18 protein-coding genes and 1 other RNA gene are annotated in these 21017 nt (G+C 50.6%); 6 read left to right on the plus strand and 13 right to left on the minus strand.

Annotation, left to right across the window (positions count from 1 at the left end):
* Positions 1-3: 3 nt before the first annotated feature.
* The 3 genes from ftsB to RN22_RS07370 all read right to left on the minus strand — a co-directional run bounded on the left by ftsB (position 4) and on the right by RN22_RS07370 (position 1604).
* A complete protein-coding gene (gene ftsB / locus RN22_RS07360; RefSeq protein ID WP_002537577.1) occupies positions 4-276 on the minus strand; it encodes a cell division protein FtsB in 273 nt (90 codons plus the stop codon).
* A gap of 200 nt (positions 277-476) precedes the next feature.
* Positions 477-968: a YbaK/EbsC family protein gene (locus RN22_RS07365; RefSeq protein ID WP_046303734.1), complete on the minus strand. Its 492-nt coding sequence runs from the start codon at positions 966-968 to the stop codon at positions 477-479.
* On the minus strand, positions 969-1604 hold the full coding sequence (locus RN22_RS07370) for a LysE/ArgO family amino acid transporter (RefSeq protein WP_046303735.1): 636 nt from the start codon (positions 1602-1604) through the stop codon (positions 969-971).
* Positions 1605-1714: 110 nt separating this feature from the next.
* Here RN22_RS07370 and RN22_RS07375 point away from each other — a divergent pair, with 110 nt between their 5' ends.
* Together RN22_RS07375 and RN22_RS07380 are read left to right on the plus strand one after the other, a co-directional pair.
* Positions 1715-2632 (plus strand): LysR family transcriptional regulator ArgP, encoded by a 918-nt coding sequence (locus RN22_RS07375; RefSeq protein WP_046303736.1) that lies wholly within the window; start codon positions 1715-1717, stop codon positions 2630-2632.
* A gap of 63 nt (positions 2633-2695) precedes the next feature.
* The gene (locus tag RN22_RS07380) at positions 2696-3394 is read left to right on the plus strand and encodes an oxidative stress defense protein (RefSeq protein WP_046303737.1); all 699 of its coding nucleotides are present in this window, start codon (positions 2696-2698) and stop codon (positions 3392-3394) included.
* A gap of 98 nt (positions 3395-3492) precedes the next feature.
* On the opposite strand, the gene serA is transcribed toward RN22_RS07380, so the two are convergent.
* From serA to zapA, 5 genes are all read right to left on the minus strand, one after another.
* Complete coding sequence (serA, locus tag RN22_RS07385) at positions 3493-4722, minus strand: phosphoglycerate dehydrogenase (RefSeq protein WP_046303738.1); 1230 nt, start codon at positions 4720-4722, stop codon at positions 3493-3495.
* Positions 4723-4995: 273 nt separating this feature from the next.
* Positions 4996-5649, minus strand: a complete 654-nt coding sequence (gene rpiA, locus RN22_RS07390; protein ID WP_002537571.1) for a ribose-5-phosphate isomerase RpiA — start codon at positions 5647-5649, stop codon at positions 4996-4998.
* Positions 5650-5765: 116 nt separating this feature from the next.
* Entirely contained in the window at positions 5766-6368 is a 603-nt protein-coding gene (locus RN22_RS07395) for a 5-formyltetrahydrofolate cyclo-ligase (RefSeq protein ID WP_046303739.1), read from the minus strand.
* Positions 6369-6397: 29 nt separating this feature from the next.
* A non-coding RNA gene (gene ssrS, locus RN22_RS24655) (6S RNA) lies at positions 6398-6580 on the minus strand.
* Between the two features lie 15 nt (positions 6581-6595).
* Positions 6596-6907 (minus strand): cell division protein ZapA, encoded by a 312-nt coding sequence (gene zapA, locus RN22_RS07400; protein WP_002537568.1) that lies wholly within the window; start codon positions 6905-6907, stop codon positions 6596-6598.
* 272 nt (positions 6908-7179) lie between these two features.
* On the opposite strand from zapA, the gene RN22_RS07405 reads away from it, so the two are divergent.
* From RN22_RS07405 to RN22_RS07415, 3 genes are read left to right on the plus strand one after another with little or no spacing between them, the layout of a single operon-like run.
* Positions 7180-7749, plus strand: coding sequence for a YecA family protein (locus tag RN22_RS07405; protein ID WP_046303740.1), 570 nt, complete (start codon positions 7180-7182; stop codon positions 7747-7749).
* Between the two features lie 27 nt (positions 7750-7776).
* Positions 7777-8979, plus strand: a complete 1203-nt coding sequence (gene ubiH / locus RN22_RS07410; RefSeq protein ID WP_046303741.1) for a 2-octaprenyl-6-methoxyphenyl hydroxylase — start codon at positions 7777-7779, stop codon at positions 8977-8979.
* The gene (locus tag RN22_RS07415; RefSeq protein WP_046303742.1) at positions 8979-10190 is read left to right on the plus strand and encodes an FAD-dependent 2-octaprenylphenol hydroxylase; all 1212 of its coding nucleotides are present in this window, start codon (positions 8979-8981) and stop codon (positions 10188-10190) included. Before ubiH ends, RN22_RS07415 begins: the two co-directional genes overlap by 1 nt.
* A gap of 215 nt (positions 10191-10405) precedes the next feature.
* Here the strand turns inward: RN22_RS07415 and eno are convergent, their stop codons facing one another.
* The 5 genes from eno to rlmD form a co-directional block, all read right to left on the minus strand.
* The gene (gene eno, locus RN22_RS07420; RefSeq protein ID WP_046303743.1) at positions 10406-11707 is read right to left on the minus strand and encodes a phosphopyruvate hydratase; all 1302 of its coding nucleotides are present in this window, start codon (positions 11705-11707) and stop codon (positions 10406-10408) included.
* A 79-nt stretch (positions 11708-11786) separates the two neighbouring features.
* Positions 11787-13421, minus strand: a complete 1635-nt coding sequence (locus RN22_RS07425) for a CTP synthase (protein ID WP_046303744.1) — start codon at positions 13419-13421, stop codon at positions 11787-11789.
* A gap of 140 nt (positions 13422-13561) precedes the next feature.
* Positions 13562-14380: a nucleoside triphosphate pyrophosphohydrolase gene (mazG, locus tag RN22_RS07430; protein ID WP_046303745.1), complete on the minus strand. Its 819-nt coding sequence runs from the start codon at positions 14378-14380 to the stop codon at positions 13562-13564.
* Positions 14381-14441: 61 nt separating this feature from the next.
* Positions 14442-16652, minus strand: coding sequence for a GTP diphosphokinase (relA, locus tag RN22_RS07435; protein ID WP_046303746.1), 2211 nt, complete (start codon positions 16650-16652; stop codon positions 14442-14444).
* 61 nt (positions 16653-16713) lie between these two features.
* Entirely contained in the window at positions 16714-18030 is a 1317-nt protein-coding gene (gene rlmD / locus RN22_RS07440) for a 23S rRNA (uracil(1939)-C(5))-methyltransferase RlmD (RefSeq protein WP_046303747.1), read from the minus strand.
* Positions 18031-18219: 189 nt separating this feature from the next.
* On the opposite strand from rlmD, the gene barA reads away from it, so the two are divergent.
* Entirely contained in the window at positions 18220-20964 is a 2745-nt protein-coding gene (gene barA / locus RN22_RS07445; protein WP_046303748.1) for a two-component sensor histidine kinase BarA, read from the plus strand.
* Positions 20965-21017 lie beyond the last annotated feature (53 nt).

A 21017-nucleotide genomic window follows, 5' to 3' on the forward strand; every position in this document is an offset into this window, starting at 1 on the left:
GGGCTAATCGCTGACAACCCGGAAGAAAGTTTCTCCCGGCTTGATCATGCCCAGTTCGTTGCGGGCGCGTTCTTCAATCGCTTCTTGCCCACGTTTGAGATCTGCTATTTCTGCGTACATTTGCTGGTTACGTTGGTGGAGTTTATCGTTGGCTTGAGCAACGGAATCAGCAACGGCGGTCACTGCAAGGTAATCGTCTACCCCGTTCTTGCCCCACCAAAGGTGATACTGGAGCCATCCAAACAATACGAACAGCAAGACTGTCAGCATTCGCATTGAATTTTCCTCCCCACACTCAACAAAACCCGTCTGGCATTCATCGCCAAACACAGAACATAACCCACAAAGTCTAGGCTCAGTGGGCACTTACATAAAGAATAGCCGTAATAATCCCACATTCGCCCCTGTCACACCAGTAATGGCAGCGACAGAACGGCGAATTGCGGACTTTTCGTAAATAAGTGACAGGAGAATGGTCAGGCGTTGAGGTGATAAACCGGATTGGGAAGCGCCTCCAGCAAGATAGAGAGATCTCTCGCTGCAAACGCAAAGGTATATTCCGGTGGACCCGGTGTGTACATCAAAGATTCAAATTCAAACAACGCGCTATCGACTATCAAGGGGATATGATCTGGCATACCAAACGGGCAAACCGCCCCGGGTACACAGCCAAGACTTTCTATCATCTCTTCGTCTGAGGCAATGGAAGGTCTTTGACCCACCAGTGCTTTGATTTTCTTACTATCCAATCTCGCATCACGATGCGTCAGCAAAAGCGCACGACCGCCCTTCTTAAAGTTGAGGAACAAGCTTTTAGTGGGTGTTGCTGTCCAACCCAGACGCTTGCCGACGATTTCATCAGTGGCAAAATCGAGGATGGGTTCATGTTGCCACTCTTGATAGCTCACACCACACTGCGTCATCAAATTTATATTCTTTTGCAGAATTTCATCCAACGTCTGCGCCATTTATCCCTCCAGGCCCATCATCCATTTTTGCATCAAAAGAAATGCTACATAAATCATCATGCCAGCAACCAGAATATCAATGATTTTCCGCACATTAGGCTTCGAAAGCACTGGCGACATTTTCGCAGCGCCCAATGCAATACCATAAAACCAGAACATAGATGCCAGCATGGTGCCGACTGCAAAAGCGGTTCGCTGTGCAGGTTCAAACTGACCACCAATTGAGCCTAGTACCACAACGGTGTCTAAATACACGTGAGGGTTCAGCAAAGTCACTGCCGCGGCACCAATCAATACCGCCATGAGTCCTTTACCCGTTTTTCCTCCCTCCGACTCGGCACTTTCCTCTTCGCCAATCCAAGCACGTTTAAGCGATTGGTAGGCGTAGGTCAGCAGAAAGGCAATACCTCCCAGTGTCACGACACTCAGCAAGGTTTCATTACTGGAAAGCATTGCGCCACCGCCAAAAACGCCGAGGGCAATCAAAGCAAAGTCGCAGAGAAAGCAAAGTGTCGCCGTCGCAACATGATGATGACGGCGGATCCCTTGATTGAGGACAAACGCATTCTGCGCACCGATCGGAATGATCATACTGAGCCCTAAACCAAACCCTTGTAATAAAACACTGCTACTCATCACTTTGTCTCCACATCCCTCAATATTGCTGAGGCACAAATTAGAGGGGTGACAAAAGTAAGTAAAACTAATAATTTTAATCACAGATAAGCAAAACTGATGAGACGTAGATGAAGGGATTAGATTACCGCTGGCTGGATGCACTGGATGCAGTCATCGCCAACGGCGGCTTTGATAAAGCAGCAGAAGCGCTTTTCATCACCCAATCGGCCGTTTCCCAGCGAATCAAACAGCTGGAAACTTTGGTTGCACAGCCCGTATTGATTCGCGAAACGCCTCCGCAACCCACCGCCATTGGTAAAAAGCTGCTTGGCCTTCACCGACGTGTTCAACTGCTTGAAAAGGAAATGCTGCCAGAGCTGACACCCGAAGGGCTGGCAGGTCCTATTACTGTACCTATCGCCACCAATGCAGACAGCCTGGCGACCTGGCTGCTGCCAGCTCTTTCCCCGTTAATGAAAGCGCAGACACTCGAAATCAACCTGATCGTCGATGATGAGAGCCGCACGCTGAATCGCCTTCGATCAGGCGAAGCCGTTGTTGCGGTTAGCAATGAAGCCACACCACTGAAAGGCTGTGTGGCGGAATCTTTGGGGGTGATGGAGTACCTTTGCGTTTGCACCCCAGCCTTCAAAGCCACCTACTTTCCAGATGGCTTGAACGCAGAAGCGGTGAGTCGCGCTCCTGCTGTGGTGTTTGACCGTTTCGATGACATGCACACTCAGTTTGTGTCTGAACGTTTTCAACTGCCCACTCCCGGCTGGCGTAGCCATATGGTTCGCTCGTCTGAGGCTTTCGTCAAAATGGCCAAACTAGGTGTGGCGTATTGCTTGATACCCCGCCTGCAAATTGAGCCAGAACTGACATCCGGTGAGCTTATCGATCTTTGTCCAGGCGATTGTGTGATCCGCCACCTATACTGGCACCATTTCGCGACGGAAAGTGGCGTATTGGCGGAGATGTCATCAGCCTGCTTAAATTATGCCCGAAAGACTTTTGGTGAAGGAAAAATATCCCACACAGTGTGAATTATTTCCGCCTTGCCGTAGTCATAGCCATATAACTTCAAAAAACAACATGGAACCCAGACCATGAAAAAACACCTTATTGCTTCGTTAGTTGGTGCAGCCATCGCACTGTCTTCACCGTTTGTTTCTGCCGCTACACCGGATTTCCCGCACCTAGAAACCATGGGAGTTGGCGAGGTTGTCGCCCAGCCGGATACCGCCACCGTAGACGTTGCCGTCTCACTTACCCGCACGTCTGCCCAAGCCGCCAAAAAGGCATCTGATGACGCTGTAGCTACGCTTTTGGAACGATTGGAGAAAATGGGGATTGCGCGTAAAGACATCGAAAGCGCCAATCTTAACCTTCAACCTCAGTACAGTTACCCAAAAAACAGCGAGCCCAAATTGAACGGCTACCGCGCCACACGAAACGTGACGGTGACCGTAAGCGATCTGTCCCGGCTTAATCGCGTCTTGGATGGCGCGTTGGCTGATGGACTGAACCGGGTAAATGGCATCAGCTTTTCTTCGAGTAAAGAAGCTGAGCTCAAAGAAAAAGCGCGCATGGCAGCCATTGCCGATGCAAAAGCTAAAGCAGAGTCATTGGCAAAAGGCTTTGGTGAAACACTCGCAGGCGTTTGGGAAATCCGCTACATGACATCGACGCCGGTTCGCCCAACCATGATGCGAATGGCAGAGGCGTCCAGTGTTGCATCAAGCTACGATGACGCAGAAATCACTATCCGTGATCAGGTGGAAGTGGTTTACGCTCTGGGCGAATAAATCGCAGATTTATTCAACATATTGAAAAGAAAAATGGCCGCTAATGCGGCCATTTCCCTTTCTGGGATCGACATTTGTTAGGGGGAACAAATCGTCAATCAATGGAGTATACGAGCGCGAAGGGTACCTTCGATCGCTTTGAGTTTCTCCAATGCTTTTTCAGAGTGCTCGGTTTCGACGTCGATCACAACGTAACCGTACTCGGAATTGGTTTGTAGGTACTGACCCGCAATGTTGATACTTTCTTCTGCGAAGATGGTATTGATTTTGGTCAGGATACCTGGCTTGTTCTGGTGAATGTGCAGCAGACGTGACGTACCAGTATGCTCTGGCAACGATACTTCTGGGAAGTTTACTGAAGACAGGGTTGAACCATTGTCTGAGTACTTCACCATCTTACCAGCCACTTCGATACCGATATTTTCCTGTGCTTCCTGAGTTGAACCACCGATGTGTGGTGTCAGGATGACGTTATCAAACGCTTGCAGCGGAGAAGTAAATGGGTCGCTGTTGGTTTTCGGCTCTGTTGGGAATACGTCTACTGCCGCACCGCCAATGTGACCGCTTTCCAGTGCGCCGCACAGCGCATCGATATCAACCACCGTGCCACGCGCGGCGTTGATGAAGATCGCGCCCGGCTTCATGCGCGCAAACTCTTCGCTACCCATCATGTTCTGGGTTGAGTCGGTTTCCGGCACGTGAAGGGTGATCACGTCACTCTTGTTCAGAAGCTCTGACATTGACGCCACTTGCGTCGCATTACCCAGTGAAAGCTTGTTTTCAATGTCGTAGAAGAAAACACGCATACCCAGGTTTTCCGCCAGAATACCCAGTTGGGTACCGATGTGACCGTAACCAATGATACCCAGGTTTTTGCCACGTGCTTCGAACGAACGGTCCGCTGACTTCATCCACTCACCGCGGTGAGCCATAGCGTTCTTCGCTGGAATGCCACGAAGCAGAAGAAGAATCTCGCCAAGAACCAGTTCGGCAACACTACGGGTGTTTGAGAAAGGTGCGTTAAATACTGGGATACCGCGCTTCGCTGCCGCAGTCAGGTCAACCTGGTTGGTGCCAATACAGAAACAACCCACTGCTACCAGTTTTTGCGCTTTCGCAAACACTTTCTCAGTCAGTTGGGTGCGGGAACGAATGCCCACGAAATGCGCGTCAGCAATTGCCGCTTCAAGCTCTTCACCGGCTAGAGAGCCTTTGTGATATTCAATATTGCTGTACCCTGCACCCTGAAGAACTTCCAGTGCAGTTGGGTGAACACCTTCAAGGAGAAGGATCTTTATTTTGTCTTTTTCAAGCGACACTTTAGCCATTGCAGTTCTCATCCTTAAAAAAAAACCTGTCGTTAAATTCGGTTTCCGTCTTCCAGACGTCAAAGGCCGCTTTTTGATAGGATTATGTCGGCCTTGTACAATTAGTGACTAAGGTAACAAAAATTTATTTGCATGGGTAAGAATATTACGTAATAAGTGCGAAAAAAAACGGCGCCATGAAGGCACCGCTAACTTATTGAGTTACTTATACGCAAACGTTTGGCTTTTGCCTCAAAAAAACTGAAGTGTTAACCCATTAACGCTTAACTGTTTTTAGCTTTTTACTACACCGTTTGCAGTACCTTCCAGCACTACATCTGCGCCACGGTTTGCAAACAGGCCAACAGTCACTACGCCCGCAATCGCGTTGATCTTGTCTTCCAGTTCTTTGGCATTGGTGATTTGCAGGTTGTGCACGTCCAGAATCACGTTGCCATTATCGGTGATACAACCTTCGCGGTAGCAAGGATCGCCGCCCAGTTTAACCAGTTCACGCGCCACGTAAGAACGCGCCATTGGGATCACTTCCACTGGCAGAGGGAATTGACCCATCACATCCACTTTCTTGCTGTCGTCGATGATACAGATAAATTTCTCGGAGATCGCCGCCACGATTTTTTCTCGCGTCAGTGCAGCACCACCGCCTTTGATCATTTCGTTGTTTGGATTTATCTCATCCGCACCATCAACATAAATGTCCAGACTTGCCACTTCGTTTGCATCAAAGACCGGAATGCCAATCTTCTCCAGACGCTCGGTAGATGCAACTGAACTCGACACTGCACCTTTGATTTGCTCTTTCATGGTTTCGAGGGCATCGATGAAGTGATTAACGGTGGATCCAGTGCCAACACCAACGATGCTGCCTTTGGTCACGTATTCCAACGCAGCCCAACCAGCCGCTTTTTTCATTTCATCCTGAGTCATGAGGATCTCCTGGGTAAATAGGGGTAATTCGCGACGCCGATTATACAGATCTGATTTTGGAGCGGGCAGATTTTTATAAACGCAGATCCCGTTATTCGGGATCGATACAGATCAGGTTAGATCGCCCACTTCCAATGCCTAGATGGCGTCAAAATCTCTGGTAAAGGCACGTCCCACGCTTCAACAGGAAGGTCATCAACCTGCTGGCAATCATGAGCGATACCAACGGGTTTTGCTCCCCGTCCTGATTCATACCAAGGTGCCAGTGTGCGATCGTAATACCCGCCGCCCATACCCAGGCGCTGCCCGCTTTTATCGAACGCCACAAGCGGTGTACAAATCGCATCAAGTTGCTGTGCAGGCAATACATCAAGCACGCTAAGCTTCGGCTCTAGAATACCGTAGCGGTTTGGTACCAAGGTGGACTTAGGATGATAGTGCAGGAACAGCAAATGCCCTTTGCTGAAAGGATGAATCACCGGCAAATAAACATCTTTCCCCTCTCGCCAGCAATGCTCAATCAGAGGCTGGGTATCCAGCTCACCATCTACTGACAAATAAAGCGCAATTCGCTGAGCGTTGAGGATGCTGTCAGCTTGCTGAAAATGGGAAGAAAGGTTTGTCGCCGCATGACGCTGCTCGTCATCGGTCAGGGATTGCCTTTTGGCTCGGGTCGCTTTTCGCAGTTCATTGCGAAGAGAAGAAGTGTTCGCTTGCATCGGCTGTCCTTGCCGCAAAGCTAATGGGGATTGGCCCCGGAGTGCCGTTGGGATCTTTTGCCCTTGAACCCTGCGGTTCAAGGCGGATGAGAAGAACATACCGTAGGCTTCTCGGTACAAGCCGAGCTTGCTCAAAAGCATGTAACATCCCACCCTTAGATGTGCTTATCGGCTCAGGGACGCGGATCCGCTGACGCACACTCCAGGGTCAAACTGGTTCGGAAGGCTTATGCTTCCTTCGACGCGCTGTGTTTTAACAACGCCTCTTCAATCGTTTGCTGCAACAGCACAATTCGCTGTTCCATATCATTCTTATCGTCGGTGTTTTGCTGTCTTTCTGCACGCAATTCGTAGCAGATATTCAGGGCCGCGATAGTGAGCAGTTGCTCTGTATTCGTTACTTTAGTGCGCTCAGACAATTCGTGCAACCGTTGATCAAAGTCGTCTGCCGCTTCTTTCAGCGCTTGTTCCTGACCTGCCGGACAGTTAACACGCATTATTTTGCCAAGGATCTGAATTTCAACAGCTTGCGTAGTCATATTCTTTTCTGAGCTCCCTTCAAAGCGCGGTGTCGCACCCTGACGTCACGGGCGCAAACTATAGAAAATGGCAGATTAAACTTCAAGTCTATCCTATCGCGTATTGTCTCTCGACGGACTAAGCAGACGAAAAGTCGTCAATGTGATGAAAATCAGAGCTATCGTGAACCTGATTCTCGCTTTTGCTTTCTTCTATCGTGAAGAGAGGTTCAGTGACTTAGGACTAACTGGTAGTATACGGACAAGACAATTTCGGTACCCAAGGTGACCCCGTGACCCAAGTAACTTTACCTGAATACAGCAACATGGTTTCCACGCTTCGCGCTGACTCTCTGGCCGTAACGCCAGCAGAAATGCATGGCCTTCTGGCGGGAATGTTGTGCGGTGGACTAGACCCTGAGCTGGGTAACTGGATGCCGATGCTTTATGACTACACCAATGATGGTGCAGGCTGGCCACATGAGTCGAAAACACTGGCGGCAACCAGCGTTGGTCTGGCGAGCCAGCAACTCACTGGTGGTCAGATGGATTTCGAAGTGCTGTTGCCGGATGAAAATGAATCCTTGCTTGATCGCGGTGATGCGCTGTCTGAGTGGGTAAGTGCTTTTATCGCAGGTATTGGTTTAGTCGGTATCACTGCAGGCAAACTGTCTGACGACTCGAAAGAAGTGCTGGCAGACCTGACAGAAATTGCACAGCTTGGCATTGATGAAGACGATGATATGGAAGAGCAGGCATTGCTTTTCGAACAAGTCATCGAGCACGTCCGCGTCTGCGCAATGACGCTTCATGCCGAGCTTGGCATCAAGCCACAGACTGAAGAAAAACCAACCCTCCACTAACAGATCACTGTCGGAGACTGACGCAGAATGGATGCTGAGCCATCAACACAAAATTTTGATGTCATCATTGCCGGTGGCGCAATGGCAGGTGCCACTTTGGCACTGGCTATTGAACAACTGACACAGGCAGGCTTGTCCGTGGCGGTGGTGGAAGCCGCCATTCCGGACAACAGCCACCCAGGTTATGATGCCCGAAGCATTGCCCTTTCCTATGGCAGCTGCCAGTTGCTCGATAACATCGGCGTGTGGAAAACCTTGTCGCCATTTGCCACCCCGATTAGCAAGATTCATGTTTCCGATCGTGGCCACTTCGGCCTAACCGAGATGAATGCCCGTGATGAAGGTCTGGATTATCTTGGCAATGTGATTGAGCTTGCCGACGCCGGGCGCGTTTTTCACCAAGCGTTGGGTAAAGCCAAAAACATCACCTTGTTTTGCCCGTCTTTTGTCACTGATATCAAACGTGAAGTCGACAGCGTCACTTTGACGCTCAATGATGGAAAAGCGCTGACAGCCAAACTGGTTGTTGCCGCAGACGGCGCGCTATCTTCCTGCTGCGATATGGTGGGGATTGAACGCCATGAGCATGACTTTGAACAGGTTGCGCTGATTGCGAATGTCACCACAGAAATCGCTCATCAAGGCCGTGCCTTCGAACGTTTTACCGAAACCGGCCCTGTCGCCTTGTTGCCGATGTCTGAAGGCAGAAGCTCGCTGGTATGGTGCGTCAAACCTCACGAAGCACCTGCAATGCTGTCCATGTCTGACGATGAGTTTGCACAAGCACTGCAACAGGCTTTCGGGTGGCGTTTGGGAAGACTGCTGCATGTTGGTCAACGTGGCAGCTATCCGTTGATTCTGCGTCAGGCAACCCGTCTTATCAGTCACCGCTTTACAGTGGTTGGGAATGCGGCACAAACGCTTCACCCCATTGCGGGACAAGGCTTTAACCTAGGCCTTCGCGATGTGGTATCGCTGGCTGAAGAAATCGCCAAAGCGCACGCTGATGGCAAAGATTGCGGTCAAATGCCTGTGCTTCAATCATACCTAGTACGACGAGAACCTGACCGCGATACCACAGTCGCCATGACATCTGGTTTGGTTCACGGCTTCTCCAACACCTCTGCACCACTGATTCTCGGACGAAACCTGGGACTGGCAGCAATGTCGGTCTTTAGCGAATTAAAAGCACCATTGCTGCAACGTGCAATGGGCTTGGTAGAACGATAATGAAAATGACAAATGTAGACATCGCCATTATCGGCGGTGGTATGGTTGGCCTGACTCTCGCTGCTGCACTGGCAGATAGCGATCTTCGCATCGCAATCATCGAAGGCAAAATGCCGGAGCCTGAACTATCTCCCCTGCCCGACCTTCGCGTTTCTGCGTTGAGCCGCGCCAGTGAGCGTATTCTGAAAAACGTCGGCGCGTGGGAAGGCATTCAATCCCAACGCTCAAGTCCATATCAAAAAATGTCGGTATGGGAACAAGACAGCTTCGCCGCGATTGATTTCGATGCAATGGACTTGGGTCAACCCAACCTCGGTTATATCGTTGAAAACCGCGTTATTCAGTTGGCACTGTTTGAGCGCGTAAAGCAGCAACAGAATGTCACCCTATTCTGCCCAGACCGCTGCGCCAACATGATGTTTGGTGAAACAGAAGCCTGGCTAACCCTTGAATCGGGCAGTGCCATTACCGCAAAACTCGTGGTCGGTGCTGATGGTGCAAACTCCTGGGTACGCAACCAGCTATCGATTCCATTAACCCATTGGGATTATGGACATAGTGCACTGGTCGCCAATATTCGGACCGAAGAGCCTCATGATGGTGTCGCACGCCAGATTTTCACTCCGGATGGCCCGCTGGCTTTCCTGCCACTGTCAGATCCGAACCTAAGTTCGATCGTTTGGTCGCAATCACCGGAAAATGCCGATGCGCGTTGCTCCATGCCAGAAGATGAGTTTAACAAAGCACTGAGCACTGCTTTCGATCTTCGTCTTGGCCTTTGCTCGGTTGAAGGTGAACGTGCAGCCTTCCCTTTGAAGATGCGTTACGCGAGAGACTTCGTGGTCGAGCGCGTTGCCATGATTGGCGATGCCGCCCACACGATTCACCCGCTGGCGGGTCAAGGCGTAAACCTGGGCCTCTTGGATGCCGCGACGCTGGCACAAGAGCTGATCCGCTTAAGTGATGAAGGCAAAGACATTGGTGAAAAAACCAACCTTCGTGCTTTCGAACGTTGGCGTAAAGCTGAAGCCGCGCAAATGATTGCGGCAATGCAAGGGTTCCGCGATTTGTTTGCGGGTGAAAACCCGGCGAAGAAACTGATCCGTGGTATTGGCCTGATGGCAGCCGCCACACTCCCCGGTATCAAAACGCAATTTATTAAGCGGGCACTTGGGCTGACAGGTGATTTGCCAAAACTGGCGAAGAAGTAGATTTATTTAAGGTGCTAGATCCTAAGTCCTGGTCCTAGAAATAGAATTCATACCATTGTGAAACGACAAAACGGCACTGAGCATTTTCATTTCCCCGATCCTGCTCTTCCTAGGCACCAGGCCCAGCTCTTCTCCTAGGACCTTCTGTCCTAACCACATAAAAAAACGGCGCCTTTCGGCGCCGTCTTCAATCTAAATCCGTTAAGGATAAGCGATTACGCTTGGCCTTTAACTTCTTTCAGACCGTTGTATGGTGCTTTCTCGCCCAGTGCTTCCTCGATACGGATCAGCTGGTTGTACTTAGCAACACGGTCAGAACGGCTCATAGAACCAGTCTTGATTTGGCCTGCTGCAGTACCTACCGCCAGGTCAGCGATAGTTGCGTCTTCAGTTTCACCTGAACGGTGAGAGATAACAGCAGTGTAGCCTGCGTCTTTAGCCATCTTGATTGCAGCCAGAGTTTCAGTCAGAGAACCGATCTGGTTGAATTTGATCAGGATAGAGTTAGCAACGCCTTTCTCGATACCTTCAGCAAGGATCTTGGTGTTAGTAACGAACAGGTCGTCACCAACCAGCTGAAGCTTGTCACCCAGCAGTTCAGTTTGGTGCTTGAAGCCAGCCCAATCAGACTCGTCCAGACCGTCTTCGATAGAAACGATTGGGAATTGGTTAGCCAGCTCAGCCAGGTAGTGGTTAAACTCTTCAGAAGAGAAAGTTTTACCTTCACCTTTCATGTTGTAGATGCCAGCGTCTTTGTCGAAGAACTCAGATGCTGCACAGTCCATCGCCAGAGTAACGTCTTTGCCCAGCTCGTAACCAGCAGCAGCAACAGCTTCTGCGATAACTTCCAGTGCTTCAGCGTTAGACTTCAGGTTAGGCGCGAAACCACCTTCGTCACCAACTGCAGTGCTGTAGCCTTTAGACTTAAGAACTTTCGCCAGGTTGTGGAATACTTCCGCACCGATACGCAGACCTTCTTTCAGAGTTTTCGCGCCAACTGGCTGAATCATGAACTCTTGGATGTCTACGTTGTTGTCTGCGTGCTCACCACCGTTGATGATGTTCATCATTGGCAGAGGCATAGAGAATACGCCAGCAGTGCCGTTCAGCTCAGCAATGTGCTCGTACAGTGGCATGCCTTTCGCAGCAGCTGCTGCTTTTGCGTTCGCCAGAGAAACAGCCAGGATTGCGTTTGCACCGAACTTAGATTTGTTCTCAGTACCGTCCAGGTCGATCATGATCTGGTCGATTTCTGCTTGGTTTTTCGCGTCTTTACCTTCCAGAGCGTTAGCAATTGCGCCGTTTACTGCATCAACTGCTTTCAGAACGCCTTTACCCAGGAAACGTGCTTTGTCGCCGTCACGCAGTTCCAGTGCTTCGCGAGAACCGGTAGATGCACCAGATGGAGCAGCTGCCATACCTACGAAACCACCTTCCAGGTGAACTTCTGCTTCTACAGTTGGGTTACCGCGTGAGTCAATGATTTCACGGCCCAGAACTTTAACGATCTTAGACATTGTGTTTCCTCTCGTATGTCAATAGCTTAAGAATGCGAAAAGCGGCCGCACAACCTTCGCGACCGCTTCCTTTTTTCAGTTACAGCTCACCACGCTGATTTTTACCTGCCGCTGCCACGAAGCCTTCAAACAGAGGGTGGCCATCGCGTGGAGTAGAGGTAAATTCAGGGTGGAACTGGCACGCCACAAACCATGGGTGCACAGGGTTTTCGATGATTTCAACCAGCTTTTTATCCGCAGACAGGCCAGATACAACCAGACCCGCTTCTTCAATCTGCGGACGCAGCACGTTGTTCACTTCATAACGGTGACGGTGACGCTCGTGAATCGTCGCGTTGCCGTACAGATCACGTGCTTTAGTACCTTCTTTCAGGTGACACAGTTGCGCGCCAAGACGCATGGTGCCGCCCAAATCTGATTTTTCAGTACGCTCTTCAACTTTACCTTCGCCATCCACCCACTCGGTGATCAGGCCAACAACAGGGAACTTGCTGCCCTTGTCGAATTCAGTAGAGTTCGCGCCTTCCATGCCTGCAACGTTACGCGCGTATTCGATCAGCGCAACCTGCATGCCCAGACAGATGCCAAGGTATGGCACTTTGTTTTCGCGAGCGTATTTCGCTGCCAGAATCTTGCCTTCCACACCACGGTCACCGAAGCCACCTGGAACAAGAATCGCGTCCAGACCTTGCAGTGCTTCGTCGCCTTTCGTTTCTACGTCTTGAGAGTCAACATACTTGATGTTCACCGTCAGACGGTTTTTCAGGCCACCGTGTTTCAGTGCTTCGTTTACAGACTTGTATGCGTCTGGCAGTTCGATGTATTTGCCAACCATACCGATAGTCACTTCACCGGTTGGGTTCGCTTCTTCAAAAATAACTTGTTCCCATTCAGACAGGTCAGCTTCTGGCGCTGTGATGCCGAAACGGGTACAAATCAGGTCATCAAGACCTTGAGAACGGATCAGTGAAGGGATCTTGTAGATGGAATCTACGTCCTTCATCGAAATCACTGCTTTTTCCTGAACGTTACAGAACAGCGCAATCTTAGAGCGCTCGTTCGCAGGAATCACACGATCACTACGGCAAACCAGAATGTCTGGCTGAATACCGATAGACAGCAGTTCTTTCACTGAGTGTTGAGTTGGTTTGGTTTTCACTTCACCGGCTGCTGCCAGGTAAGGAACCAGCGTCAGGTGCATGAACATCGCACGCTCGCGACCCAGTTCTACCGCCAATTGACGGATAGCTTCAAGGAACGGCAGTGATTCGATATCACCCACGGTGCCACCGACTTCAACGATAGCAACGTCGTGACCTTCGCCACCGGCAAGCACGCGTTCTTTAATAGAGTTGGTGATGTGTGGAATAACCTGAATGGTCGCACCCAGGTAGTCGCCGCGGCGCTCTTTGCGCAGTACGTCAGCGTATACACGGCCCGACGTAAAGTTGTTGCGCTTGGTCATCTTGGTGCGGATGAAGCGCTCATAGTGACCCAAATCCAGGTCAGTCTCTGCGCCGTCTTCCGTAACGAATACTTCACCGTGCTGGGTTGGGCTCATGGTGCCCGGGTCCACGTTGATGTAAGGGTCAAGCTTCATCATGGTCACTTTAAGACCACGTGCTTCTAGAATTGCCGCCAATGACGCTGCTGCAATACCCTTACCTAGGGAGGAAACCACCCCGCCCGTAACAAAAATGTAATTCGTTGTCATGCTAAACCTGAGAGTTGGATTTAGGGGAAATTATTGGAAATCTGGACGGGACGACATGTTACCAGAGCCCGAAACTTCCCACAACGTGAAAACTATCACACAGAATGCCGTTTTTTTTTGTCGTAAATCAATTGAGTGATTTACGTCGATTTGTTGCCCTCATCACGCTTTACTTCTTGCCACAGATTTTCAAGCTCATCTGGCTCACTTTCCTGCAAGTTTTTACCATTATCGCGTAATTTCATTTCAATTTTGCGAAAACGACTTTCGAATTTTAGGTTCGCTTTTCGAAGTGCCATTTCCGGATTAGTGCCAAGGTGGCGGGCAAGATTGACGGCGGCAAAAAGTAAATCGCCGACTTCTTCATCGACGCGCTCTTGGTCGACATCCACCATCAAGGCTTCTTCCATTACCTCTTCAAGCTCTTCCTGCACTTTTTCGGCGACAGGGCCAACTGAGTCCCAATCAAAGCCGAAACGCGCGCAACGCTTTTGCAGTTTCGCTGCTCGGCCTAAAGCCGGAAGTGAGGTCGGTACATCATCCAAAATACTGAGCTCTGCATCAGGTTTGACTTTGGCGGCACGTTCCTGCGCTTTTATGCCTTCCCAGTCCGCTTTTTCCAGCGGGTTGCCATCGGCATCCTTTTCACCAAAAACATGAGGATGACGACGCACCAGCTTGTCGCACATGGCACCGGCAATGTCTTCAAATTCAAACAGGCCCTGCTCTTTTCCGAGTTGACTATAGAACACAATCTGGAACAGCAGATCGCCCAGCTCATCACGAACATCTGCCCATTCCTGACGTTCAATCGCATCCACTGCTTCAAAAGTTTCTTCGATGGTGTAAGGAATTATGGAATCGAAGGTTTGCTTCTTGTCCCAATCGCAACCGTTTTGCGGGTCCCTGAGGGTAGCCATAATTTCCAGCAATTCTTGCATTCGCGACATTTTTTTCATCTGTTACCCGCCCAAAAGAAAAGGGAAAGCAGCGCTTTCCCTTTATAGAAATTGAATATTGTTAGCGAAGCCGTTTGGCTTCATGCACGTCTTTGACTTGCTCCAAGCGGGAGATCACCCGGCTCAGCACTTCAAGGTCACTCAGCTCTAAATCAAAGTCCATGATGGACATTTGCTGTTTGTAGTCGACCCGGCTTTGCATGCCAGAAACTTTCGCTTTTTCGTTCAGCAAGACATTGGTGAGATCTTTAATCAAACCACTTCGCTCGGATGCAGAAACACGCACTGTGATTTGATAGTTGCCGATATAACCGCCGCCCCACACCGTCTCGATAAGGCGCTCCGGTGCATGATGGCGAAGTTCAGCCAATTGCTCACAGTCTGCACGGTGCACTGAGATACCACGGCCTTGCGTTACGTAGCCTTCGATTTCGTCACCCGGAATTGGCTGACAGCATCGCGCAAGGTGGGTCATCAGGTTGTCCACGCCTTCAACGACAACGGCATCTCGGCGTGGGCGCTTGGTTGTGGTCTGTGTTTCAGCCTGCTCCAGCTTGGCGCGAAGCTGCTCATCTTCCTGTTCTTTGGTCAGTTTGTTGACCACAGAATTGATGTAATTCACCACCTGGTTGATGCGCAAATCACCGCTACCAATACCCGCGTAAACTTCATCAAGGCTGTTAACATTGAAGCGCTTCATAGCGAGCGTGGCGTCTTTGCTCGCAGCACCAATCTTGACGAGTTCAGCATCGAGAATTTCTTTACCTGCCTCGACGTTCTTCTCTCGTGCTTGCTTACGGAACCACGCGTTAATCTTGGCGCGTGCGCGGCCTGACGTCACAAAGCCAAGGCTTGGGTTCAGCCAGTCACGGGAAGGGTTCGGCTCTTTCTGGGTAATGATTTCGACCTGATCGCCCATGTTGAGGTGATAGGTGAACGGTACGATACGCCCTTCCACTTTGGCCCCGATACAACGGTGACCCACTTCAGAATGGATGTGGTAAGCAAAATCCAGAGGTGTCGCGCCGATCGGCAGGTCAACCACATCACCTTTCGGTGTAAAGGCGTAGACGCGGTCATCAAATACCTGGCTACGAAGTTCATCCAGCATCTCGCCAGAATCAGACATCTCTTCTTGCCAAGCCAGCAGTTTACGCAGCCAAGTGATCTTCTCATCGTAACCACTGCGGCCAGCTGAAGAACCTTCTTTGTATTTCCAGTGCGCTGCGACGCCAAGCTCTGCATCATCGTGCATCTGCTTGGTACGGATTTGGATTTCTACCGTTTTGCCTTCCGGCCCCAGTACGACAGTGTGAATCGATTGGTAACCATTTGGTTTAGGGTTCGCCACGTAGTCATCGAACTCTTTCGGCAGATGACGGTATTTGGTGTGAACGGCACCCAGCGCGGCATAACAGTCCTGAAGCTGATCAGCGATGATGCGCACAGCACGCACATCAAACAGCTCATCAAATTCCAAGCCTTTTTTCTGCATCTTGCGCCAGATGCTGTAGATGTGTTTCGGGCGGCCATAGACCTGCGCGTTGATGTTGGAGTTTTCCATCGCGCTTTGTAGATCGGACACAAAGGTGTCGATGTACTGCTCACGGTCAATACGGCGTTCTGCCAGTTGTTTGGCAATTTGTTTGTAGGTCAGCGAGTGCTGATAACGGAATGCGTAATCTTCAATTTCCCACTTGAGCTGGCCGATACCTAAGCGGTTAGCAAGCGGTGCGTAGATGTTTGCACACTCTTTCGCAACAGCCTGACGCACTTCATCAGACTCGTTTTTCACTTCACGCAGGTAGGTAATACGCTCAGCCAGTTTGATGACCACGCAACGGAAGTCATCCACCATGGAGAGCAACATACGACGCACATTATCTACCTGCGCAGCCGTCGCTTCTTCATTGTTGGCGTTCAGATGGCGAATCGCCGCCATTTCCTGAACCCCTTCCACCAGCTTGGCGATATTGTTTCCGTAATGCTCTTTGAGCAATTCATTGCTGAGCACGTCATATTCCACCATGGGGAACAGCAACGCGGCCAACAAGGTTTCCTTGTCCATACTCAATGTGACAAGGATTTCAATCATCTCTCGACCACACCAGAGAGGCTGCGCGAGCGTTTGCTCATCGCCCAGTGTCTGGCAATGGTGATAGGCTTGGGTTAAAGCCTGAGATACGGCAGCCTCCTGGGCAAGACCTTCCACCCAGCGTTCAAGCACAAATTCTTTATTGTCGTTTAGGTGCGCGCCACGAATTGCGACCATTTCACTATCCTGTTTTTCTTATCCTTAAACGGGCAACCATCATGGTTGCCCGGTGGGCGACTCAATCTTTGACAAACAATGCCATCGACTCCAAGTGCCCTGTATGTGGGAACATGTCCAACATGCCCAACCTAACCAATTGATACCCGTTATCCAAAAGCACCTGACTGTCACGTGCTAGTGTTGCCGGGTTGCAGGAAACATACACTACCTGCTCAGCTCCAGATTGTGCCACATAAGGCATAACCCCTAAAGCACCAGCACGCGCCGGATCGAGCAAAATTTTGTTGTAGCTTTCACGTCCCCAGACAGTTTCAGCCGCATCCAGTTCCAGATTGGCATGATAGAAACGCGCATTGCCTTGCTGATTACGCATCGCATTGTCTGACGCGCGCAGCACCATCTCTTCTACGCCTTCAATCCCGACGACGGTTTTTACCTTCGCAGCCAGCGGTAAACTGAAGTTGCCCAGACCACAGAAAAGATCAAGCACAGCATCATCTTCTGTTAACGAGAGCCAATCCAGCGCCTGCGAAATCATCTTTTCATTGATATCCGCATTAACCTGAATAAAGTCCTGCGGCTCAAAGGCTAGCGTCAGTTGGCCAAGTGTGTAATTGGGCTGCTCACCCAGGACGCGCTGCACGGCATCATCGGCTTGCTGCAAGTAATAAATCAAACTGTGTTGTTCTGCGAAGCCTTTCAGCGTTGCCTGATCGTCGTCATGCAGCGGCTTGATAGCTCGAACCACAAGCACTCGACCTTGATTGGAAGCCACCAGCTCAATATGACCAATAATACGACGGCCACGAAGACCATCCAGCAGAGAATAAATGGCTGGCAATAGCGCATTTAGCTCTGCATCAAGCACCGGACAATCCGTAACCGTCACAATGTCATTGGCGCTGCGTTGACGGAAACCCATTTCAAGCTTGCCACTCTTGCTCACTTTGACGCTCAGACGTGCGCGGCGGCGGTAACCCTTTTCTTCAGACATCACCGGCGCGTCTTGCTCAAGCTCTGCTGAGGCAAATTTCTTCATCAACTGGGACAGCGTTTCCTGCTTGGCATTAATCTGAGCATCATGGCCCAGGTGCTGGAGATTACAGCCGCCGCAAGTACCGTAATGCTGGCAAAATGGCTTGATGCGCTCAGCGCTTGGCTTAGTGACTTTGATAAGACGGGCACGGGCAAATTGGCGCTTATCTTCTGTCAGTTGTAGCAGCACTTCCTCACCCGGCAATGCGCCAGCAACAAACACCGGCTTTTTACCGTCAAACGCCACACCATCACCTTGATGATCGAGACGAGCGATGGTCATTGCCTTGTGTTTGGTATCAAGGGTCTTTTTCTTCTGTGGCTTAAAAAAACGCGCCATGACTTATGTTCCAGCTTTCGCAGCAAACTGAGGTGCAGTCTGCGCATAGATTCGAATATTGGCGACCAGTCAGTTGTGATAACCTGCTGAATTCTCGCCATCAGCTTTGATGTAGCAGCGCACCACCGTTTAGAATGATCTTTAGGTACGCCGCAAAATTGGCGGCAATTCTCCCACAGAATAGACAGCATGACCAAATACGGACTTCGCGCCAGAGTAATCACCCTAACCCTTGCCCCGACGCTAATCATCGGCATATTGCTGAGCGCCTATTTCATTAAAAACCGCTATCAGGAACTGGAGCAGCAACTCGCAGTAGCCGGGCAAGCGATTATCGAACCCTTGGCAATCGCCAGTGAAATCGGCCTTGCCAATGAAAGCCGGGAAAATGTGCGGCGACTGATTGGTCACACGCACCGTCAGCACAGTGAATACATCCGAAGCATTGCAGTGTTCTCCAGCCAGAACGATCTTTTTGTCACCTCCAACTATCACCGCAACCTCGACTTGCTGGCGGTGCCCCGTGGACAACCTTTGCCTGAGCGTCTGGAAGTCATTCACCTGAAAGATGCGCTTCTGCTTCGCGCGCCCATCCGTGCAATTGCTGGCTTTAACAATGCGCTGGTACAGGAGCAGCCTATCGGCTACATCACCATGGAGATGGACCTTTCCACGGTGAAGCTCAAGCAATATCAAGAGATCATCTCCGCGGGTGTGGTGTTAATTCTCGGTCTGATCCTTTCCTGTTTCTTCGCCTATCGCCTGCTGCTTGATGTCGAAATGCCGATCAAGCAGATGATAAGCATGATCGACAGAATACGTCGCGGCCATCTCGATGTTCGGATTGAAGGCAAATTACTCGGTGAGTTAGATACCCTGAAAAACGGGATCAACGCGATGGCGATTTCGCTGTCGGAATATCACCTGGAGATGCAGCAAAGTATCGATCAGGCGACCTCCGATTTGCGCGAAACTCTGGAGCAGTTAGAAATCCAGAACGTTGAACTCGATATCGCCAAGAAAAATGCGCAGGAAGCTGCTCGGGTGAAATCGGAGTTCCTTGCCAACATGTCCCATGAGCTTAGAACTCCGCTGAATGGCGTGATTGGCTTTACCCGTCAGATGCTGAAAACCCAGCTTTCCAGCAGCCAACAGGACTATCTGCAGACCATTGAAAAATCGGCCAACAATCTGCTGACCATCATCAATGACATTCTGGATTTCTCGAAACTGGAAGCGGGCAAACTCCTGCTGGAAAATATCCCGTTTGATTTTGAAGATTCGCTGGATGAAGTGATGCGCCTGCTTGCGCCGATGGCGCACGAAAAAGGCCTGGAGCTCAATCTTCGCATCGACCCTCGCATTCCTGCCGGCGTGATTGGTGACCCGCTTCGCATCCAGCAAGTGCTCACTAACCTGATTGGTAACGCCACCAAGTTTACCGAGCGCGGTCATATCAGCGTCAGTGTAGAACTGAAACAGCAGCGCGACGAACGCCTTGAACTTCAGTTTGTTATCCGTGATACCGGTATCGGCATTTCTGAGCGTCAGCAATCGCAGCTGTTTCAGGCTTTCCGACAGGCAGATGCCAGCATCAGCCGTCGATATGGTGGTACCGGCCTGGGTCTGGTGATCACCCAGAAACTGGTGCAACAAATGGGCGGCGATATTGGGTTTTCCAGCCGTTTGCATCAGGGGTCAACCTTCTGGTTCACCATGTCCCTTATCCAAACTGATCTGCCGCTGGTGCACCCTATCGACACCGACGCCCTGCAAGGGCAATCACTGATGCTGATTGAACCTGACCATGAAAGCCGTTTGATGATGCGTGAACGTCTGGCGCATTTCGACATTGCATTGAGCGATTTCGCTGAGCTGCCCGAAACGTCTGAGCGAGTGTCCTCTGTGCTGATTTGCGTTGATGCCGTCGACGTGCCGGAAGGTGATGCGCTGATTGCACAGGCAAAACGCGCAGAAGCCTTCAGTGAGCGCGTCATTTTCTGTTTGCCGACGACAGAGCTTGCGCTGTCAGAAGCCCTGCTCGCTTCCGGTGTGGCGGCTTGCCTTGCCAAGCCGCTGTCTGTGCGAAAACTCATCGAGCAATTACAGGGTGAACAGCAATCCCTTGCCTTACTGCCGCCAGCGGTTGAAGTGCACACCGACAAAGCGCCACTGACAGTCATGGCGGTGGATGACAACCCAGCCAACCTCAAACTCATCACCGCTTTGTTGAAAGAGCGCGTAACCACTGTGTTTACTGCATCAGATGGTAAAGCCGCTCTCGACTGCGCACAGAAGCAACATTTCGACCTCATCCTGATGGATATCCAAATGCCAGAAATGGACGGTGTGACGGCTTGTCAGGAAATACGCAAAACACCACTCAATCAGCATACGCCTGTGGTGGCCGTGACTGCCCATGCCATGACAGGCGAGCGCGAACGCTTGCTCAACGAAGGGATGGACGACTACCTGACCAAGCCGATTGAAGAGCATATTCTCGAGCAGGTACTGCACCACTGGACGCATCCGCACAGCGGTGAAGTTCAGCCCAATTCGCCACTGATCACGCCAAATAAGCTGGGCGACACCCTCAGCATTGACTGGTCTTTGGCAATTAAGCAGGCAGCAGGCAAAGAGGATCTCGCCAGAGAAATGCTACAGATGCTGGTGCGTTCTTTTGATGAAGTCGAAGAGAAAGTCAATCTGGCGCTGAAAGACAGCAAGGTCGACTTGAGCGCTGTGATCCACAAACTCCATGGCAGCTGCGCCTACAGCGGTGTACCAAGGCTCAAAAACCTTTGTCATGAACTGGAAACCCAGCTTAAAAAAGGCGCAACGGTCGAAGACATCGAGCCAGAGCTTTTTGAATTGTTAGATGAGATTCAGAACATTCGGGAGCAATCGCCCCATTATCTGGATGAGACTGTCTGACAGAAATGAAAAAGGCGGGGTTTCCCGCCTTTTCTTTACCTGTTGATCCTGCG

Origin of the sequence: Grimontia sp. AD028, assembly GCF_000973155.1 — a bacterium.
GTDB classification, from domain to species: Bacteria; Pseudomonadota; Gammaproteobacteria; order Enterobacterales; family Vibrionaceae; genus Enterovibrio; species Enterovibrio indicus.

Coding starts and splice junctions, on each gene's coding strand:
- RN22_RS07415 (WP_046303742.1), top strand. CDS start 8,979: ATGAAAATGACAAATGTAGACATCGCCATTATCGGCGGTGGTATGGTT.
- RN22_RS07370 (WP_046303735.1), bottom strand. CDS start 1,604: ATGAGTAGCAGTGTTTTATTACAAGGGTTTGGTTTAGGGCTCAGTATG.
- ubiH (WP_046303741.1), top strand. CDS start 7,777: ATGGATGCTGAGCCATCAACACAAAATTTTGATGTCATCATTGCCGGT.
- rpiA (WP_002537571.1), bottom strand. CDS start 5,649: ATGACTCAGGATGAAATGAAAAAAGCGGCTGGTTGGGCTGCGTTGGAA.
- RN22_RS07375 (WP_046303736.1), top strand. CDS start 1,715: ATGAAGGGATTAGATTACCGCTGGCTGGATGCACTGGATGCAGTCATC.
- serA (WP_046303738.1), bottom strand. CDS start 4,722: ATGGCTAAAGTGTCGCTTGAAAAAGACAAAATAAAGATCCTTCTCCTT.
- zapA (WP_002537568.1), bottom strand. CDS start 6,907: ATGACTACGCAAGCTGTTGAAATTCAGATCCTTGGCAAAATAATGCGT.
- eno (WP_046303743.1), bottom strand. CDS start 11,707: ATGTCTAAGATCGTTAAAGTTCTGGGCCGTGAAATCATTGACTCACGC.
- ftsB (WP_002537577.1), bottom strand. CDS start 276: ATGCGAATGCTGACAGTCTTGCTGTTCGTATTGTTTGGATGGCTCCAG.
- RN22_RS07395 (WP_046303739.1), bottom strand. CDS start 6,368: ATGCAAGCGAACACTTCTTCTCTTCGCAATGAACTGCGAAAAGCGACC.
- relA (WP_046303746.1), bottom strand. CDS start 16,652: ATGGTCGCAATTCGTGGCGCGCACCTAAACGACAATAAAGAATTTGTG.
- mazG (WP_046303745.1), bottom strand. CDS start 14,380: ATGAAAAAAATGTCGCGAATGCAAGAATTGCTGGAAATTATGGCTACC.
- RN22_RS07365 (WP_046303734.1), bottom strand. CDS start 968: ATGGCGCAGACGTTGGATGAAATTCTGCAAAAGAATATAAATTTGATG.
- RN22_RS07380 (WP_046303737.1), top strand. CDS start 2,696: ATGAAAAAACACCTTATTGCTTCGTTAGTTGGTGCAGCCATCGCACTG.
- rlmD (WP_046303747.1), bottom strand. CDS start 18,030: ATGGCGCGTTTTTTTAAGCCACAGAAGAAAAAGACCCTTGATACCAAA.
- RN22_RS07425 (WP_046303744.1), bottom strand. CDS start 13,421: ATGACAACGAATTACATTTTTGTTACGGGCGGGGTGGTTTCCTCCCTA.
- barA (WP_046303748.1), top strand. CDS start 18,220: ATGACCAAATACGGACTTCGCGCCAGAGTAATCACCCTAACCCTTGCC.